The sequence below is a fragment of the Leisingera sp. ANG-M7 genome (assembly GCF_000813965.1).
In the GTDB taxonomy this organism is placed as follows: Bacteria; Pseudomonadota; Alphaproteobacteria; order Rhodobacterales; family Rhodobacteraceae; genus Leisingera.
Genome location: NZ_JWLI01000009.1, coordinates 14,060 through 28,993, shown reverse-complemented (window position 1 = coordinate 28,993; position 14,934 = coordinate 14,060). Strand labels below are relative to the sequence as shown.

General features: G+C 63.2%; 12 protein-coding genes. 2 read left to right on the top strand and 10 right to left on the bottom strand.

The window, feature by feature from the left end:
• Positions 1 to 57: 57 nt before the first annotated feature.
• Complete coding sequence (locus RA26_RS22130; RefSeq protein ID WP_052272418.1) at positions 58 to 786, top strand: class I SAM-dependent methyltransferase; 729 nt, start codon at positions 58 to 60, stop codon at positions 784 to 786.
• Positions 787 to 815: 29 nt separating this feature from the next.
• Positions 816 to 2,030 (top strand): hypothetical protein, encoded by a 1,215-nt coding sequence (locus RA26_RS13050; RefSeq protein ID WP_152612607.1) that lies wholly within the window; start codon positions 816 to 818, stop codon positions 2,028 to 2,030.
• Positions 2,031 to 2,539: 509 nt separating this feature from the next.
• Here RA26_RS13050 and RA26_RS13045 read toward each other — a convergent pair.
• From RA26_RS13045 to qhpG, 10 genes are all read right to left on the bottom strand, one after another.
• Positions 2,540 to 4,243: an AMP-binding protein gene (locus tag RA26_RS13045; protein WP_039184230.1), complete on the bottom strand. Its 1,704-nt coding sequence runs from the start codon at positions 4,241 to 4,243 to the stop codon at positions 2,540 to 2,542.
• Positions 4,244 to 4,311: 68 nt separating this feature from the next.
• Positions 4,312 to 5,715, bottom strand: a complete 1,404-nt coding sequence (locus tag RA26_RS13040) for an aldehyde dehydrogenase family protein (RefSeq protein WP_039184228.1) — start codon at positions 5,713 to 5,715, stop codon at positions 4,312 to 4,314.
• A gap of 15 nt (positions 5,716 to 5,730) precedes the next feature.
• Positions 5,731 to 6,726, bottom strand: coding sequence for a helix-turn-helix domain-containing protein (locus tag RA26_RS13035; RefSeq protein ID WP_039184227.1), 996 nt, complete (start codon positions 6,724 to 6,726; stop codon positions 5,731 to 5,733).
• Entirely contained in the window at positions 6,723 to 7,379 is a 657-nt protein-coding gene (locus RA26_RS13030) for a hypothetical protein (RefSeq protein ID WP_039184226.1), read from the bottom strand. Before RA26_RS13030 ends, RA26_RS13035 begins: the two co-directional genes overlap by 4 nt.
• The gene (locus tag RA26_RS13025) at positions 7,376 to 9,115 is read right to left on the bottom strand and encodes an ABC transporter ATP-binding protein (RefSeq protein WP_052272417.1); all 1,740 of its coding nucleotides are present in this window, start codon (positions 9,113 to 9,115) and stop codon (positions 7,376 to 7,378) included. Before RA26_RS13025 ends, RA26_RS13030 begins: the two co-directional genes overlap by 4 nt.
• The gene (gene peaD, locus RA26_RS13020) at positions 9,112 to 10,191 is read right to left on the bottom strand and encodes a quinohemoprotein amine dehydrogenase subunit beta (RefSeq protein ID WP_039184225.1); all 1,080 of its coding nucleotides are present in this window, start codon (positions 10,189 to 10,191) and stop codon (positions 9,112 to 9,114) included. Before peaD ends, RA26_RS13025 begins: the two co-directional genes overlap by 4 nt.
• Before the next feature lie 13 nt (positions 10,192 to 10,204).
• Complete coding sequence (gene qhpC, locus RA26_RS13015; RefSeq protein WP_039184223.1) at positions 10,205 to 10,528, bottom strand: quinohemoprotein amine dehydrogenase subunit gamma; 324 nt, start codon at positions 10,526 to 10,528, stop codon at positions 10,205 to 10,207.
• The gene (gene peaB / locus RA26_RS13010) at positions 10,525 to 11,949 is read right to left on the bottom strand and encodes a quinohemoprotein amine dehydrogenase maturation protein (protein ID WP_039184222.1); all 1,425 of its coding nucleotides are present in this window, start codon (positions 11,947 to 11,949) and stop codon (positions 10,525 to 10,527) included. Before peaB ends, qhpC begins: the two co-directional genes overlap by 4 nt.
• Before the next feature lie 17 nt (positions 11,950 to 11,966).
• Positions 11,967 to 13,490 carry a quinohemoprotein amine dehydrogenase subunit alpha gene (gene peaA, locus RA26_RS13005; RefSeq protein ID WP_039184221.1) on the bottom strand — a complete coding sequence of 508 codons (1,524 nt, stop codon included), beginning with the start codon at positions 13,488 to 13,490 and terminating at the stop codon, positions 11,967 to 11,969.
• A complete protein-coding gene (gene qhpG / locus RA26_RS13000; protein WP_039184220.1) occupies positions 13,466 to 14,824 on the bottom strand; it encodes a flavin-dependent monooxygenase QhpG in 1,359 nt (452 codons plus the stop codon). Before qhpG ends, peaA begins: the two co-directional genes overlap by 25 nt.
• Between the last annotated feature and the right edge of the window lie 110 nt (positions 14,825 to 14,934).

Sequence of the window (14,934 nt, the reverse complement as noted above, 5' to 3'; positions counted from 1 at the left end):
TATGAATTCTGCAGATACGGGGCAAGCCTGCCCTCCCTACAACCCGGAGCCTGCCACGTGAAAGACCTCGAAGAAAAGCTGGGCCAGATTCTGCAGCAACTGGAGCAGATCGCAGAACATTCAGCCAAACCATATCCCAAGGTAAGCGCCTGGCTCGACACCCGCCCCAACAGCAATCACGCGCTGTTTCGGGCATTGTCCGAAAAGGCGCTAGAGCGGACAGTGGAAATTGTCCAGCGCGAGATGCCTGAAGCGATGTTGTTCGAGCGTTCCGACGATATTCTCCTCTATGCGCTGTCGAAGGCGCAGCGCAGCGGTGCCCATGCGGAATTCGGGGTCTTTTCCGGCCGCACCCTTAATATGATGGCCCGCGCCCGCCCTGAAATCACCTTTGACGGGTTCGACAGTTTCACCGGGCTGCCCGAAGAATGGCGTGGATGGCAGCCGTTTGACTTCGACCGCAAGGGTAAGCCTCCGGAGGTAGAATCCAACGTACGCCTGCATACGGGCTGGTTCGATGACACATTGCCCGCCTATGCCGACGCTATCAATCACGTCAGCTTCATGCATGTGGACTGTGATATCTACAGTTCAACTGCAACCGTGTTGCGGGCGCTGGAAGACAAGATCCAGCCCGGCTGCATCCTGCTGTTTGATGAGTATTTTTGCTATCCCAATTTTGAGCAGCACGAGCGCCGGGCGTTTGCCGAGTTCCTGGACCGTACCCGGTTGAAAGCACACTGGATTGCCGTCTGCGGCCAGCGTGCGGCCTGTGAAATTCGGTAGTTTTTTCCACACAACTCCTCGGGGTCCACATGAAAACCGCTCTTCTATTTACGGCGAACACCCCTCAGTTGGCGGCGTCCAGCCTGATGACGCAAACTTTGCGCGATCCCCGCCTCGGCGCCTATGACCAGGACATATGGGTGCTCTCGACACAGCTGAGCAGCAAGGCCCGGTCATATCTGGAAGCCGAGGGCATCTGCGCTCATGTAAGCCCGATGACATGGGCAGACGAGAAAATGAAATGGCGCCAGCTGTTTCCAGGAAAGCCCGACGCCGAAGCCCTGGCCGCATTTCATGCCTACCGCAACAAGCGTATGAGTAAGCTCATCTATCTTGAGTGGCATGCGCTTCACGGCCAGGACTACCACGCCGTAGCGATCTGTGACAATGACTTGTATTTTCAGAGTGACGTCAGCGGCCTGTTCGAACAAGCCGCCAATGGTTGTATCAACTACGCTGCCGAGGCCAATCCGATCTACCCCGGCACTAGCCTTTGGAAGAAAGATCTGCGCTACCGCCAGCTTGTCGGTGACTGGGAATTTAATGGCGGCCTGCATGAAGTGAATATCGGCTTTATCACGGCGCAGCCGAATTTGATGAAGGGGTTGTTTGAGGAGATCCAGACGCGCTTTACGAAACTGCCGCCCAGTCTGATACGTGACCATAACTGGCATGATCAGGACCTGGCCCGGGTAATCCGTGCGGCGCAGCCGGAACTGTTCCGTGAATTCCCCGAAGACAGTATCCTGCACTTGTGCGGTGGAGGCATGGCTCTGGTAGAGGAGCGTCAACCAGGCCATTTTGTAAACCGCCTGACCGGCAATGCGCCCTGCGTCGTGCATTTTGGCGGCGGAACCTGGAAAGAGTTTCGCTCTGTCGCTCCTTCATTCCAAGCCGCACCTCAGGACGTGTTCGATAATGCCTGCCGTACAAGCAGCCAAGCGCTCCGGTTGGCGATTTCTAAAGTCGATTACAACAGCGGCAGCGGTCTTCTCCGGGCACACGGCTGGTTCGTCGCCCCTGCAGAAACGCCGCCCACCCTGGTAGTTTCAATCACAAACGCAGGTGTGATTGGCATTCCGGTTCTCGGACCGGCACGGCCGGATGTGGCAGCTATTCACCCCGGCTCCGGAAGTTGGGATTTTGTTGCCCGGCTGCCAAAGGTGTCCGAAGGCGAGACGCTGGAAGTTACGCTGATCAGTAACAGCAGCCTCCAGCGAGCGCAAAAGCCAGTTTTCCAATGAAATGCCGCCCTGTAACCTGGTCGTGTTAACAAGAAGAAAACACACCGCTGCGCAGGCATGATTCAAGCTGATGTCTGCCATGGGGACCAGCTTGGCACTAGATCTGATGACGGAAGAGGAGTGTGGCGCTTTAAAACACTTCATCCTTGCCCATCATAAGGCGGCGAGCGGCGGCGCTTTAAGCGCAACGATGCAGCGTTGCCGGTCACGATCGAACGGCGGCTCCGGTTTAATCATGCCTGTAGCCCGCTTGAGACCCCTCGCTTTGCAATCGTCGCTATCTGCGTAAAAGTACCGCTAGCTGTGCGCAATCAGGGGTTTAAAGGATTGCGGTGAGGACAGGCAGGATACGGCGGATGCTTGCTCCCGCAACTGAATTTCCGGCCGAGCCCTTGCCTCCAGCGGGAGGCTTTGTTGATTCAGGTTGCCTCAAAGCCTTCAGCCTGCCAAGTCCACAACAGGCTCACTGGTCAGGGAACCATCATTCTGGATCAGGCACACCTCCAAAATCAAAGAAGCGCAAGCTTCTGCATCATGATTTCGCGCATCCTGAACTTTTGCGGTTTGCCCGTGACTGTCATGGGCAACTCGGCAACGATCCGGACAAAACGGGGGATCTTGAAGTGCGCGATCTGGCCGCGGCAGTGAGACAGGATCTCCTCTTCACCGAGGCTTGCACCCGGGGCAGGGACGATCCAAGCGCAGACCTGTTCGCCGAATTTCTCGTCTGGCACGCCAAACACTTGGGCATCTGCGATCTGCGGGTGGCGGATCAGGAATTCTTCGATTTCGCGCGGGTAGATGTTCTCGCCGCCGCGGATGATCATGTCCTTCACGCGCCCGGTGATGCTGCAGAACCCCTCCGCATCGAAAGAGCCCAGATCGCCGGTACGCATCCAGCCGTCCCTGATGGCTCCCTCGGTTGCGTCCGGGTCATCCCAATAGCCCTGCATTACCGAGTAGCCGCGCACTTGCAATTCGCCCCGTTCCCCTGCAGGCACGGTGGCGCCGTTGGCGTCCACGGCTTTCACTTCCAGATGCGGATGCACCCGGCCCACGGTGGTGCAGCGCTTGTCTGCCGGGTCGGAAGTGAAGCTCTGGAAGGACACCGGTGCGGTTTCCGTCATGCCGTAGCAGATCGTCACTTCCTTCATATGCATGTCTGTGTTGACCCGGCGCATGATTCCAATCGGGCAGGGGGCACCCGCCATGATGCCGGTGCGCAGGGAGGAGACATCGCGCGGCGACTGGTCCAGATCCTGCAGCATGGCGACAAACATCGTCGGCACCCCGTAAAGCGCAGTGGCGCGTTCGGCGGCGGCGGCGTCCAGCACGGAGGCGGGTTCGAACGCTTCGCCCGGGAAGATCATTGCGGCACCTTTGGAAACTGCGCCGAGCACGCCCATCACCATGCCGAAGCAGTGGTAAAGCGGCACTGGGATCAGAAGACGGTCAGCCTCAGTCAGGTTGATGCGGCTGGTGACAAAACGGGCGTTGTTGACGATGTTGAAATGCGTCAGCGTCGCCCCTTTGGGCAGCCCGGTGGTTCCGGAGGTGAACTGGATGTTGATCGCCTCCTCCGGCACCAATTCTGCGCCGATTGCATCCAGCGCTGCAGAGTCCGCGTCCGCTCCCAGCTCCAGCAAGGTCTGAAAGGGCAGAATGCCGGGGCCAGGGTTCGCCGCCATGACCACTGCATGGCGCAAGTCGGGCAACCGCTCCGCGGCCAGTTGCCCCGGGGGTGCGGTGGCCAACTCGGGCGCCAGCTCGCGGATCATGCTGAGGTAGTTGGAGCTTTTGAATCGTTCTGCTGAGATCAGCACCCTGCAGCCGGTTTTGTTGAGCGCATATTCCAGCTCCGACAACCGGTAGGCTGGATTGATCGTGACCAGTATGGCACCGATCCGGGCAGTGGCGAACTGCGTCATCACCCATTCGCACCGGTTTGGGGACCAGATGCCGACCCGGTCACCCTTGCTGACACCCAGTTTCAGCAGCCCCGCCGCAAGATTATCCGCCTGCTGGGCCAGTTCCCCATAAGTCAGCCGCACACCTGTATCCGTGAAAATCAGGGCTTCGCGGCTGCCATGCTTCTCCACTGCTTGCCGCAGAAGGTCCGGGATCGTGATGTGCTGCAACGGCGGCTCACTTGACCCGTGCACATGCGAAAGGCCGTCAATGGGTGCGGTGAAGTCTGATTGCGGATCAGTCATGGTCAGTCTCTGCTGGTAGAGCGGACCGGGCCGCCATAAGGCGGCCTGGCCGGTTTTCGGGCAAAAGGTCAGCCGCGGGCGACGTTGATCACCTGCATCTGGGTATATTCGGCGAGGCCCTCGACCGATTGCTCAACGCCGAGGCCAGAGCCCTTGAAGCCGGCCATCGGGATATGCGGCCCGATGTTCAGCTGCTGGTTTACCCAGATGGTGCCGGATTCGATGCGTCCGGCGATCTCTGTGGCCTTGCCTGTATCCGCAGAATGCACGGAACCGCCCAGCCCGTAGTCTGAGGCATTGGCGCGGGCGACCACATCATCGATGCTGTCGAAGCGGATCACTGGAAGAACCGGGCCGAATTGCTCTTCGTCTACGATCTTCTGGCCGTCGGTCACATCGCGCACAATGGTGGGCGGCACGAAGTAACCGGGCCCATCCTTGGCGTTGCCGCCTGCAATGATTTGTCCGCAGGCACGCGCATCCTCCAGGAAGCCCTTGATCTTCTCGAACTGCGCCTTGTTCTGGATCGGGCCGATGGTGGTGCCTTGCTTCATCCCGTCGTCGACCACCGCTTGCCCGGCAAGGGCGGCCAGTTCTGCGCAGAACTCGTCGTAGATGTCGCTATGCACATAGGCGCGCTTCACCGCCAGGCAGACCTGGCCTGCATTGAGGAAAGCCCCGCCATAGACCTTTTCCGCTGCCGCTTTCACGTCCACATCGGGCAGCACGATGGCTGGGTCGTTGCCGCCCATCTCCAGCGTCACCCGTTTCATGGTATCCGCCGCGCTCGCCATGATCCGCTTGCCGGTCTCCGACGATCCGGTAAAGCCGATTTTGGCCACATCCGGATGCGCTGTCAGCCTGGGGCCGAGGTCATTTGCATCAGTGATGATGTTCACGAGGCCGGCCGGAAAAACCCGGGCGCAGATCTCGCCGAGCTTGAGCGCAGCAACCGGCGTGGTCGGTGCAGGCTTCAGAACAATGGCATTTCCGGCCATCAGCGCCGGGCCGATCTTCCAGCAGCAAAGCAAAAGCGGAAAGTTCCAGGCGATAATGCCTGCCACCACGCCAAGGGGCTTGTGCCGGGTTTCGATCCGGAACTCGGCGTCATCCTGAATAACCCGGTCCGGCAGCTCCAAAGTTGCGGTATGCGCCAGATAGCCTTGCGACCAGGCGACCTCGCCCTGCGCCTCGGGCAGCGGCTTGCCCTGCTCCGTCGTGATCAGCCGTGCCAGTTCATCGGCTTCCTCGCCGATCGCGGCGGCCAGTGCCTCGACCTTGGTGCGGCGATCGGCCATCGGGGTTTCCGCCCAGGCCTTCTGCGCTGCTTTGGCGGCGGCTACCGCTTGTTCCATCTGGGCCAAGGAGGCATGCGGCACGCGGGCAAACACTTCCTCCGTTGCCGGGTTGATTACGTCGATCATGCGCTCCGCCGAAACCTGTTCGCCATTGATGAGCATCCGGTAGTCCATTGCCGTTCTCCCTGTTTATCCGTCAGCCGGGTTTGATTGGAAAAGACAACCACGGCCCGGCGGCAAGGTCTTGGACGGCTGTGACAAAGAGTTTGCGTCCTGCGCCAAAAAGCCGTTGAGTTTGCATGTGCGAAAGAAACTGCGGGGTGAACAGCCCAATTTCTGGCGGAAGACGCGGTTGAAATGGGAGATGTCGCCAAACCCGGCGCCATAGGCGATCTGGGCAATCGGTACCCGGGCGCCCTGCCGCGCCGCGTGGCGCAGCTTGCCGGTCACCACAGCCAGCCTTGCGCGGATGAGGCAGTTGGTGAAGGTGGTTCCGTTATCTTGAAACTCCCGCTGTAACTGGCGCCGCGACAGTCCTGCGCGGGTGGCCAGAATGTCGAGAGACAGATGCGGATCACTGCTGAGACGCTCCAGGGTCTCGTATATGAGCCGGAACCGGTGCGTGCGGCCGCCGAGGCTTCCTGCCCCCGGGCGTGCTCCTGCCTGTGAAAAGGCCAATGGCACCAACTCAAATATGTAGTCTGCATTGTCATCTGCTCCGGCGGCATCCAGCAACCCGCACAGGCTGGCATGCAGCGGATGCGCTGAGTTGATCTTGCGGCCTGCCGCGGGCATCTCCCGGCGCGTTTCCAAAACCAGCGCTCGCGGCAGATGCGCCGACAGGAAGGCGGCAGGCTGGCCGGTGATGCTCAGTTCCGCCGGGCGGGTGGAATCGAGCAGAAGAAACTCCCCGGGCATCAGCAGCGTCTCGCGGCCTGCATGATGGATGCCTGTTTCCCCCTCCAGCTGACGCAGCAAAAAGAAGTGCTCCTGATCGTCACGCAAGATGCCCTTGCGGGTGCGCTCAATGCGGGCCGGCGGGCAGCGGATTTCGGCCACATCAACGCCGCTTCGCTGGTGAAGGTCAAAGGTCCCCGCCCAATTTCCTGAAGCCTGATCCGGGGTCGCATAATAGTGGCCGCAATTGGCGCGCAGCGTGCTGTTCCAATTGTCAAAGCCGGTCATGCAGCACGCGGGCCTTCGGTCCCGATGCGTTCGCGGCCGGTGAAGGACGGGTTTTGCAGCATCTTCTCAACGCCGCCGTTCAGGCAGGCCCGTGCTAGCAGTCCGGTGAAATGCGCCGCCGCCAGGCTGGCGCCCCGGACCGGCGCGCCGGGAGCCCCCGGGCTGGCGCCGTATTGTGCGCCGGGCAAGTTCAGCAGCGACCATTGGCTGCTGCTGCAACGGGCATCACCTTGCACCGGTAGCACGCCCGCGCACCCCGCTGGAAAAACCGGCGCACCACGCGCCGGCGCAGAGGCCACCAGCAGCTTTCCCGCTGCCAGCACCGCAGCCACCGCCTCTGCCATCAGCGGACTTGCCTGACCATGGCCAAAGGAACAGTGAACGATTTCCGCTTCTGACCCCGCAGCCTTGTGCAATGCTTCCGCCACAGTGGCAAGTGAGGTGGTCAAGTGGCCCGCAAAGACACTGAGCCCAAGGATCCGCGCGTCTGGCGCATTTACGCGGATGGCAGCGGTCATGCAGCTGGCATGCAGTGCCGCCGGGCTTTCTGCCGCTTTCGGGTGCACGGCGCACAAATCCACGCGGCGTGCAAGGCCTGGGGTGCCTGCCGCCAGAGGCCCGTCGATCAGCGCTATCAGTGGTGTTTGTGTCATGCCGTCACCTCTGCCAGGTCGATCTCCATGTCGAAACTCCCGCTTGCCGCCGCACCGCCATGGGCGGTCAGGATGCGAGTGGTGCGGGGAAAGGCGTCGTCGATGTGCGCCAGGATCCGAGCCGCAGTGGCTGGGTCCACTTCCGACAGCGCTTCATCCAGGATCAGGATATCAAACGGTGCCAGAAGCACCCGCAAAAGGCACAGCCGCTGGCGTTCACCTCCAGACAGCGTGAGCCCGCTTTCGCCCAGCATAGTGTCAAGGCCTTCAGGCCCGCTGAACCTGTCCGCCAAGCCAAACAGCTCCAGCAACTGCCACACCCGCGCTTCATTCTCAGGCTTGGCCCAATAGGCGCGGCTTTGGAACAGGTTGCCCCGCAGACTGGCCCGCACAGTGAAGGGCCGCTGCCCCGCATAGGCGACCCGATCTGGCAAGCAGCTGCCGGTCAGCAGGCGCAAGTCCGCACCGCCCAGGGTCACTCGCCCGGCCAAGGGTCGTGCCCGTCCGCAGAGCACAGCCAGGAGCGACGTCTTGCCCGCGCCGCTGCTCCCCTTCAGGGCCACCCTGACTCCCTCGGGAAGGCACAGGGTGATTGGTCCCAAAGGTGCAGCCTCACCGCGGGACACGGTTACGTTGTGTAGCTGCAGCACATAGCCAGAAGGGGAAAAACGGTCAGAAAGGGCAGGGGGAGATTGCATCACCGCATCCAGCCGCGCCGCCGCCACCTTGACCCGCGCCTGCGCGTGCCACAGGCCCAGCAGCGACTGCATCGGCCCGGTCATGAAGCCCATATAGGCCACGAAGGCGATCAGCGAGCCCAGCGGCCACTCGCCCCGGATCACCATCAGCCCGCCCGCCAGAAAGATCGCCGACCGGGTCAGCGCCGACAGCAGCACCGGCACCGCGCGGGTGAACTCTCCCCACAAGTTCTGCGCGATCAGCCTCTGGCTCAGCCCGGCATGATCCCGCAGGCTGCGCCGCTGCGCCCATCCTGCACCGCGGGCGGCCTGCAGAGCAGGCAGGCCGAACAGCGTTTCCGACAGCCCCGCTGAGTATTGCCCTTGCCTCTCGCGCACCGACGCCGCGTGCCGCTCGGTCCGGGGCCGCGCCCAGATCAGGAACAGCAGCTCCGCGGGAGCCAGCATCGCCGTCAGCAACCCCAGCCGCCAGTCCAGCACCATCAGCATTGCCGAGCCGCCAATCAGCCGGATCAGCGCCGAGGAGCCGCCCAAGACCGCGTTGAACGCAAACTTCTGCACGTCCGCCGCGTCGCCATCTATCCGCGCCAGCAACTCACCCGCGCGCTGGCTGGCAAACCAGCCGGCAGGCTTGGCGGCCATCCGCGACAGCAGCCGCTGCCGCATCCGCGCCAGCATCCGGACCGAGGCCCGCATGTGCAGGATATTGCTCAGCGCGCCGGTGCCGGTGGCCAGCAGGCCGATCCCGAACAGCGCCGCGGACCAGATCACCAGCTGCGCCGCATCCCCCGCCATCAGCCCCCGGTCGATCACCAGCTTGCTGATATAGGGCGGCAGCAATCCAATCGCGGCGGCTGCAAAGCTGATCAGCAACAGCACCGCCAGCCGCCGCCGGTGCGGGCGCAACAGAGGCAGCAGCCAGCCCGCCGTGGCGGGCGTGAAAAGCGCCGCGCCCGCACGTGAAGGCAGACGCGGCCAGGCCCGGGCGGCAGCACCGCCGCCCGGCTGGGGGGAGAGTTTGGCAGCAGGCCCGGTCATCCCTGCGGCACGACATGCAGGGTGGAGACAGACATATCCCCACCTGAGGGCATCCGGATCTCGCCCACCCGCTCCAGCGTCTCGCTGTCATAGATGCCGATATCGTCATTGGTGCCCGCGACGTAGATTTCTTTCCCGTCGCTGGAGACATTGATGACGTAATAGGTGTGCGGCAGGTCCACCCGCTTCACCAGTTCCTGGGTTTCCAGATTGTGCTTGGACAGCTGGGTATAGACGCCGTACAGGTGCTTGGGATCCACCGCACTGCGCACCGCCGAGAACATCAGCACCTCGAAGGAGGCAAAATCGGCGATCTCCGTCTCCCCCGTGGCCAGGTCAACAGACTGATATCCCCAGACAAAATCCGCCATTTCCTGCTGGGTTTCATCCGTAAACACCGCCGCTGTGTACATCAGCAGCATCTCATCGTTCTGGCTGCCGGTGGGCCAGAACGCCAGAACATCCGGCGGGCTGTAGGAGGGGCGGTCCCAGCTGGCGTTGGCAATCGCCACCTCGGTCTCGCCGCTGGAGGGATCGACCCGGTAGATTTCATGCCCTGCGACATAAACCTGACCATTGCGGTCGCTCGCCATCAGGGTGGACCGCCGTGGCGCCTCATAGGTGGCGGACGGCTTGGCCTCCAGCCCGGCGTCGGCGTCATAGACGGCAAACTCCGGTTGCATCACCTCATACCGGTCGGTCTTCTTACGAACCGGATTGCGCACCGTGTAGATCTGGCTGCCATCCTTGGACACCGCCAGCGAGGCCAGCGAGCGGCGGGTCACATCCCCCTCCGACTGGGCTGCGTGAAAGACCTTTTCGCAGGTCTCGATATCGACCCCGACCACATCCTGCCAATGGTTCAGCAGCACATAGGCGATGCGGTTGTCCGGCGACATGGCGATCACACCGGGCGTCACATTCGCCCCCAGGTCGCAGTCGGCCTTGACCGAGCGGTCTTCGGCATCAAAGACATAGAGATTGGAGGGCCGGGCCACCGTCACCAGAAGGTCGCCAGCGGCCAGCGGCAGGGCTGACGCGCAAAACGCGGCAGCAGCAAAAAGCGCGGATTTCATGATGCGGGTCTCCTCAGGTTTCGGCGTCGGTAGGATAGGTGGCGCCAAGCGCGCGCCAGTCCTTGGCGGCATTGGGCGCGCCCTCGTCCCAGCTCTGGTGGTTGACCATGATGTCGGGCACCTGGGCAGGCCACCAGCAGGGGTCGGAGCAGCCGTAAAGGTCCGCCTCCATCGGCTGGCACAGCGCGGCCAGGCCGCCAAAGGGATCGACCTCCCAGCCCGGATCGAAGGTGGTGGCGCAGCCCGCGGTCACGGTCTGCATCGCGCGGACCTCTTCCATCTGGCCTTCGGCCGCGGCCAGCTGAACGCGTTCGGCTTTCTGATTAAGCGGTTTCATTTTCCAAACGCCCTCCTCGGCGCAACATGGTGGTGAAAGAACTGCGGTGCCTGGGCGATCAGCCGGGCATAGGCGGCCACGCCAAAGTCGATCCAGTCGCGCATCAGATCGCAGTAGTGATAAGTCGGCATCATCGGGTCGCTGAAATGGGCATAGCTTTCGTGGTAGCAGCCGCCCGCGCACAGGTTGCGGATCCGGCAGGTGGCGCAGCCCTTTTCTGTGCGGTCGGAGCGTGCCTTGATGAAGCCCGACAGCTCCTTGCGCTTTATGCCCTCATCGACGGTGCCGAACTGGTCCATTTCAGATCCGGTGAACCGGTGGCACAGGTTCAGCGCACCGTCGTGATTGACAGCAAGCATGCCCACCCCGGCCCCGCAGGGAAGCGCCTTGGAACGCCCTTCGTAAAGGTCGTTCATCATCTGATGCATGTTGGAAAAGCCGATGTTGCGGCCTTCCAGCGCTGCCTCGACATAGAGCCTGCCAAGGGATTTCATCCCCTCGAACACCTCCAGCAGCTCGGCACTATTGAGGTTGAAGGCATCCATGTCTCCCGAGGTGACTGGCGAGAATCCGACCTCGGCAAAGCCGATATCGTTGATCAGATGATCCCAGATCTCCACGATATTGGTGACCCCCGCCGTCAGGGTGACGCGGGCGCCCACCGGCTTGGATTTGTACCGCGACAGCAGCAGCCGCGCCTTGGCGGCCACGGTGTCATAGGTGCCCTTGCCGCCCACCGTCTTGCGGTTCAGGTCATGCTGCGCCTTGGGCCCGTCGATAGAGACCGTCAGTCCAAAGCGATGCTGGTCCAGCCAGTCGATCAGCGGCTCCGTCAGCAGCGTCGCATTGGTCGTCAGGCTAAAGTTCACCTCCTTGCCAAGCGCCGCAAAATGGGGCTCGGCCCAGTCCACCACCTGCCGGATCAACGGCAGGTTCGACAGCGGTTCGCCGCCGAAGAACACGATGTTGTAGCTGTCCCGGTCCGGGTTTTCCGCCAGCAGCATCTCCGCCGACTTCCGCGCGGTGTCAAAGGCCATCTTCTGGCCCTTTGACGGCACTGCCAGATCCTCTTTGTAGCAATAGGAGCACGCCAGGTTGCAGCCGGTGTTGACGTTCAGAACGATGGTCGTGAGCGGGAAGGTCTCGATCTCGATCGGCGGCCGCTCCGGCTGCAGCGGGCGGCCGTCGTTGACGATATCCAGCCGCACCAGCCCATCGAGCCGCGCCGCCGCATCTTGGGCGGCAAACCGCGCCTCGAACTCGTCCATCGAGAACGCCTGCTCCTGCGCGGCATAGTCCAGAATATCCCGGTCTACCCCGTCCATCTCGAAGATCGAGGTGGTTGGCACATGGAACAGAACCTCCCGCCCCTCGACCTCAACCCGGTGCGCATTGGCCGGCTGATAGTGAAAGTCTTTCATGGTCTCTCTCCCCTGTCTCAACGGATCGGCGGGTCGATGAAGCGCTGCACGGTAACGATCAGCATCGCCTCCGCCTGCTGGCCCATCGCCTCTGCCTGCACGGTCAGCTCACCCGCATTGTTGGCGCTAAAGGGGCGGTCCGGGTTGGGTCCGGCAACCGCGGGCGCAAAGATACCGTTTGCCTGCATTTTGCCTGCAAATTCAGTGTCCTTCATGTGCGCTGCGTGCTCATGCGCGTTGGCCACGGTCCATTGCGCCTCAACCCGGCCGATGCGCACGTCATCCTCGGTTCCCGCCTTGCCGTCAGGGCCGTTCCACATACCAACCGCATTGAAATAGGCAGGCACCGCCGCTGGGCCTTCTTCGCTGCCGCCGCCGACGCGGGCGATGGTGAACTCCGGCTCCACCTTCAGGCTATCGACAGAGGTGTAATGGGCGATCTGCCCTTCTGCCCCGCCTGTGCTGAAGGTGACAACGCCATTTCCTTCAGAGGCCAGCGCCAACGCCGCACCATAGGTGTTCGCAGCCGTCTCGCCGCTGGATGAGTCCAGCCCGTCCAGCCCGGTGCCAACCACCTGCACCTGCGCCTCCCCTGCCGGAACGGCAGAGGGAACGGTGCCCAGGATGACGCTGCCAGCCCCGTCCCGCACACCGCTCAGCGGTGCGCCCAAGGCGTCGTTGCTGCGGTCGAACTGGCGGCCCTGCAGGCTGTTGCCATCCTCCGACAGCGCCAGCACCTGGCGGTAGGCGGTGCCGCCAATATCCAGATTGGCGCGCCATTCATAGCCGGTGTACAGGTTCATCTGCCCCGACGCCGGATGCGCGGTACCATCCGTCGCCACGAACTCGCCGCTGACCTGATAGGGCGAGGCATCGCCCGTCACCGTCAGCTTGCCATAGGCCTCACCGATGCCGGGCAGGTCGGTCATCACAACCCAGTCGCCCGCCACCGGCTGCTTTTGCGCTGCCTTCCAGTCCGTCCAGGCGGCAGTCTCCAGCGGGTTCTGTTCCGCCAGGAAGCTGGCGATCTCGGTCCGCGCGATCTTGTACCACTCGCGGTCGCGGCCAAGCGCCTGGTATTCGATGGTCGGGAAATGGCCGACATGGAAGTCCATGTGCAGTTCCCATTCCTCCGCGGTGCGGTTCTGCAGCAGCCCCCGCGCGCCGGTATGGCAGCGCGCGCACATCGAGGCGAACGGCTCGTCAAAGCTCTCCTGCGCGTTCGGATCCTTCTCCAGCGCATAGCGGAACGGCGCGGCCTCGGCAGGCGCCAGCCCCTGCGTGTCCGCCAGATGCTGCACGATGGCGCGGCGGTCCTCGGCGCTGATCTCCAGCCCATGCGCCTGCTGCATCCGGACGATGGTCATCATCCAGCCCTCGGGGCTTTTGCGCTGGCCGCTGATCCGGCTCAGCCCGTTTTCCTCTGCCATGTGGCAGGCAGAGCAGATGTTCTGCAGCAGCTCTTCGCTGGCCATTGCCGGCATTGCGCCCGCCGCTGATATCAGAAGTGCAGCCGTCAGGCCGCGGGGTCGTAGTTGCATGGTTCAGTCTCCCTGTTTGCAGTGTCCCAGGGGATCTGCGCCCCCTCGGTAAAGCCTTGCGATAAAAGCCATTGATGGATCGCCCGCGCCGCCTGCGGCGGGGCCTCGGGCAGAACCGCGCTGTGAAAGCGGTCCGCTTGCGGCAGCGCCTGCCCGTTCAGGCGGCGCAGCAGCGGCACGATCTCCTGCCCGGCGGCAAACGCCGCACCGCCGGGGGCGTCCCGGGTAATCAGCACCTCGCGCCGCGCCAGATACCCGTCCTGCACCACCACCCGCATCGCGGTGTGCGGGCGAATGTCCGTGTCATGCGTCGGCGCCTCGTCGGGCCAGGCCGCACGCTGCTGCCAGAACGGCGTCTGGAACCCCGCCTCGCGGTAGAAGTCCCGCCCGACCCGCGCCTGCCGCCAGAAGGTCTCCGCCACCCTGTTGCGGTAGAAATCGCGAGCCAAGTCCGCCTCCCCCGCCAGCAGCGCCCTCGCAACCGGCACCGCCATCAGCGCCGAGGACACCGCCCAGAACATCCCGTGACCTGATAGGGGATCCAGCGCCACCGCGGCATCGCCCAGCCGCGGGCAGCGCGGGTCCAGATCCGGCGCCGTCAGCCGTGGAGCAATCGCATGAACAACGGGGCGGCGGGGCAGGGCGGTTTTGCCAAGCACGCTGTGCCATAGCTCCGCGACCGCGGCCTTGCCGTTGGTCCGGCCCAGCGAGGCAGCAGCGCCCACCGCCTGCAGCCACAAGCAGCCCCGGTCCACCGGAACCGACCAGACCCAACCATCAGGCCGTGCCTCGATCCGCGGTGTTTCCATATCTCCCGCCTGAGGCGGTGCAAATCCGGCAACGGAGATTGTGTCTGGACCGGCCAATTCATCCCGGTTCAAATCCGAACTTTGGCGCGGCGCACGGCGGCCCCGGGCCTCAAACAGCAGCCGGGCAGACAGGCAATTGCCATCGGCCATGCATATCTCACCCGCCTCGGGCCGCACACTGGACACTGATGCATAGATAACGCTGACACCCTCGGCCCGCGCCGCCTCCAGCAGCCCGGTGTCAAAGGCACTGCGGTCGGCCAGATGCTCGCTGTTCTGCCCGCCTTGGAATGCGCCCCAGCTGACATGGCGCTGCGCCGCCGGGCCGATCCCGGCCAGCGGCAGGTGGTGCTGCGCCAGGATCGCCGCGACGCGGGCGGACATGCCCTCATACCGGGGGCCGCGCGGCGGCAGAGTAGCCAGCGCCACGCGGAACCCGGCCCGTGCCAGCAGAACCGCCGCCACCGACCCGGCCGGTCCGCCGCCTGCGATCGCAATATCAAAGGTGCCAATTTGAGGTGCCATTTAACCAAGGTGCCCCGGCGGGCCGCGCCTTGTGGCGGACACATCCGGACAACAACCCGACATTTTCGGACAGAATCGGCCGCTTGAGACCTGCCTGCGGCAATTTTTCT

Bases quoted from the DNA above. Each gene is read 5' to 3' on its own strand.
- RA26_RS13050 (WP_152612607.1), top strand. From the start codon at position 816: ATGAAAACCGCTCTTCTATTTACGGCGAACACCCCTCAGTTGGCGGCG.
- RA26_RS13045 (WP_039184230.1), bottom strand. From the start codon at position 4,243: ATGACTGATCCGCAATCAGACTTCACCGCACCCATTGACGGCCTTTCG.
- RA26_RS13040 (WP_039184228.1), bottom strand. From the start codon at position 5,715: ATGGACTACCGGATGCTCATCAATGGCGAACAGGTTTCGGCGGAGCGC.
- RA26_RS13035 (WP_039184227.1), bottom strand. From the start codon at position 6,726: ATGACCGGCTTTGACAATTGGAACAGCACGCTGCGCGCCAATTGCGGC.
- RA26_RS13030 (WP_039184226.1), bottom strand. From the start codon at position 7,379: ATGACACAAACACCACTGATAGCGCTGATCGACGGGCCTCTGGCGGCA.
- RA26_RS13025 (WP_052272417.1), bottom strand. From the start codon at position 9,115: ATGACCGGGCCTGCTGCCAAACTCTCCCCCCAGCCGGGCGGCGGTGCT.
- peaD (WP_039184225.1), bottom strand. From the start codon at position 10,191: ATGAAATCCGCGCTTTTTGCTGCTGCCGCGTTTTGCGCGTCAGCCCTG.
- qhpC (WP_039184223.1), bottom strand. From the start codon at position 10,528: ATGAAACCGCTTAATCAGAAAGCCGAACGCGTTCAGCTGGCCGCGGCC.
- peaB (WP_039184222.1), bottom strand. From the start codon at position 11,949: ATGAAAGACTTTCACTATCAGCCGGCCAATGCGCACCGGGTTGAGGTC.
- peaA (WP_039184221.1), bottom strand. From the start codon at position 13,490: ATGCAACTACGACCCCGCGGCCTGACGGCTGCACTTCTGATATCAGCG.
- qhpG (WP_039184220.1), bottom strand. From the start codon at position 14,824: ATGGCACCTCAAATTGGCACCTTTGATATTGCGATCGCAGGCGGCGGA.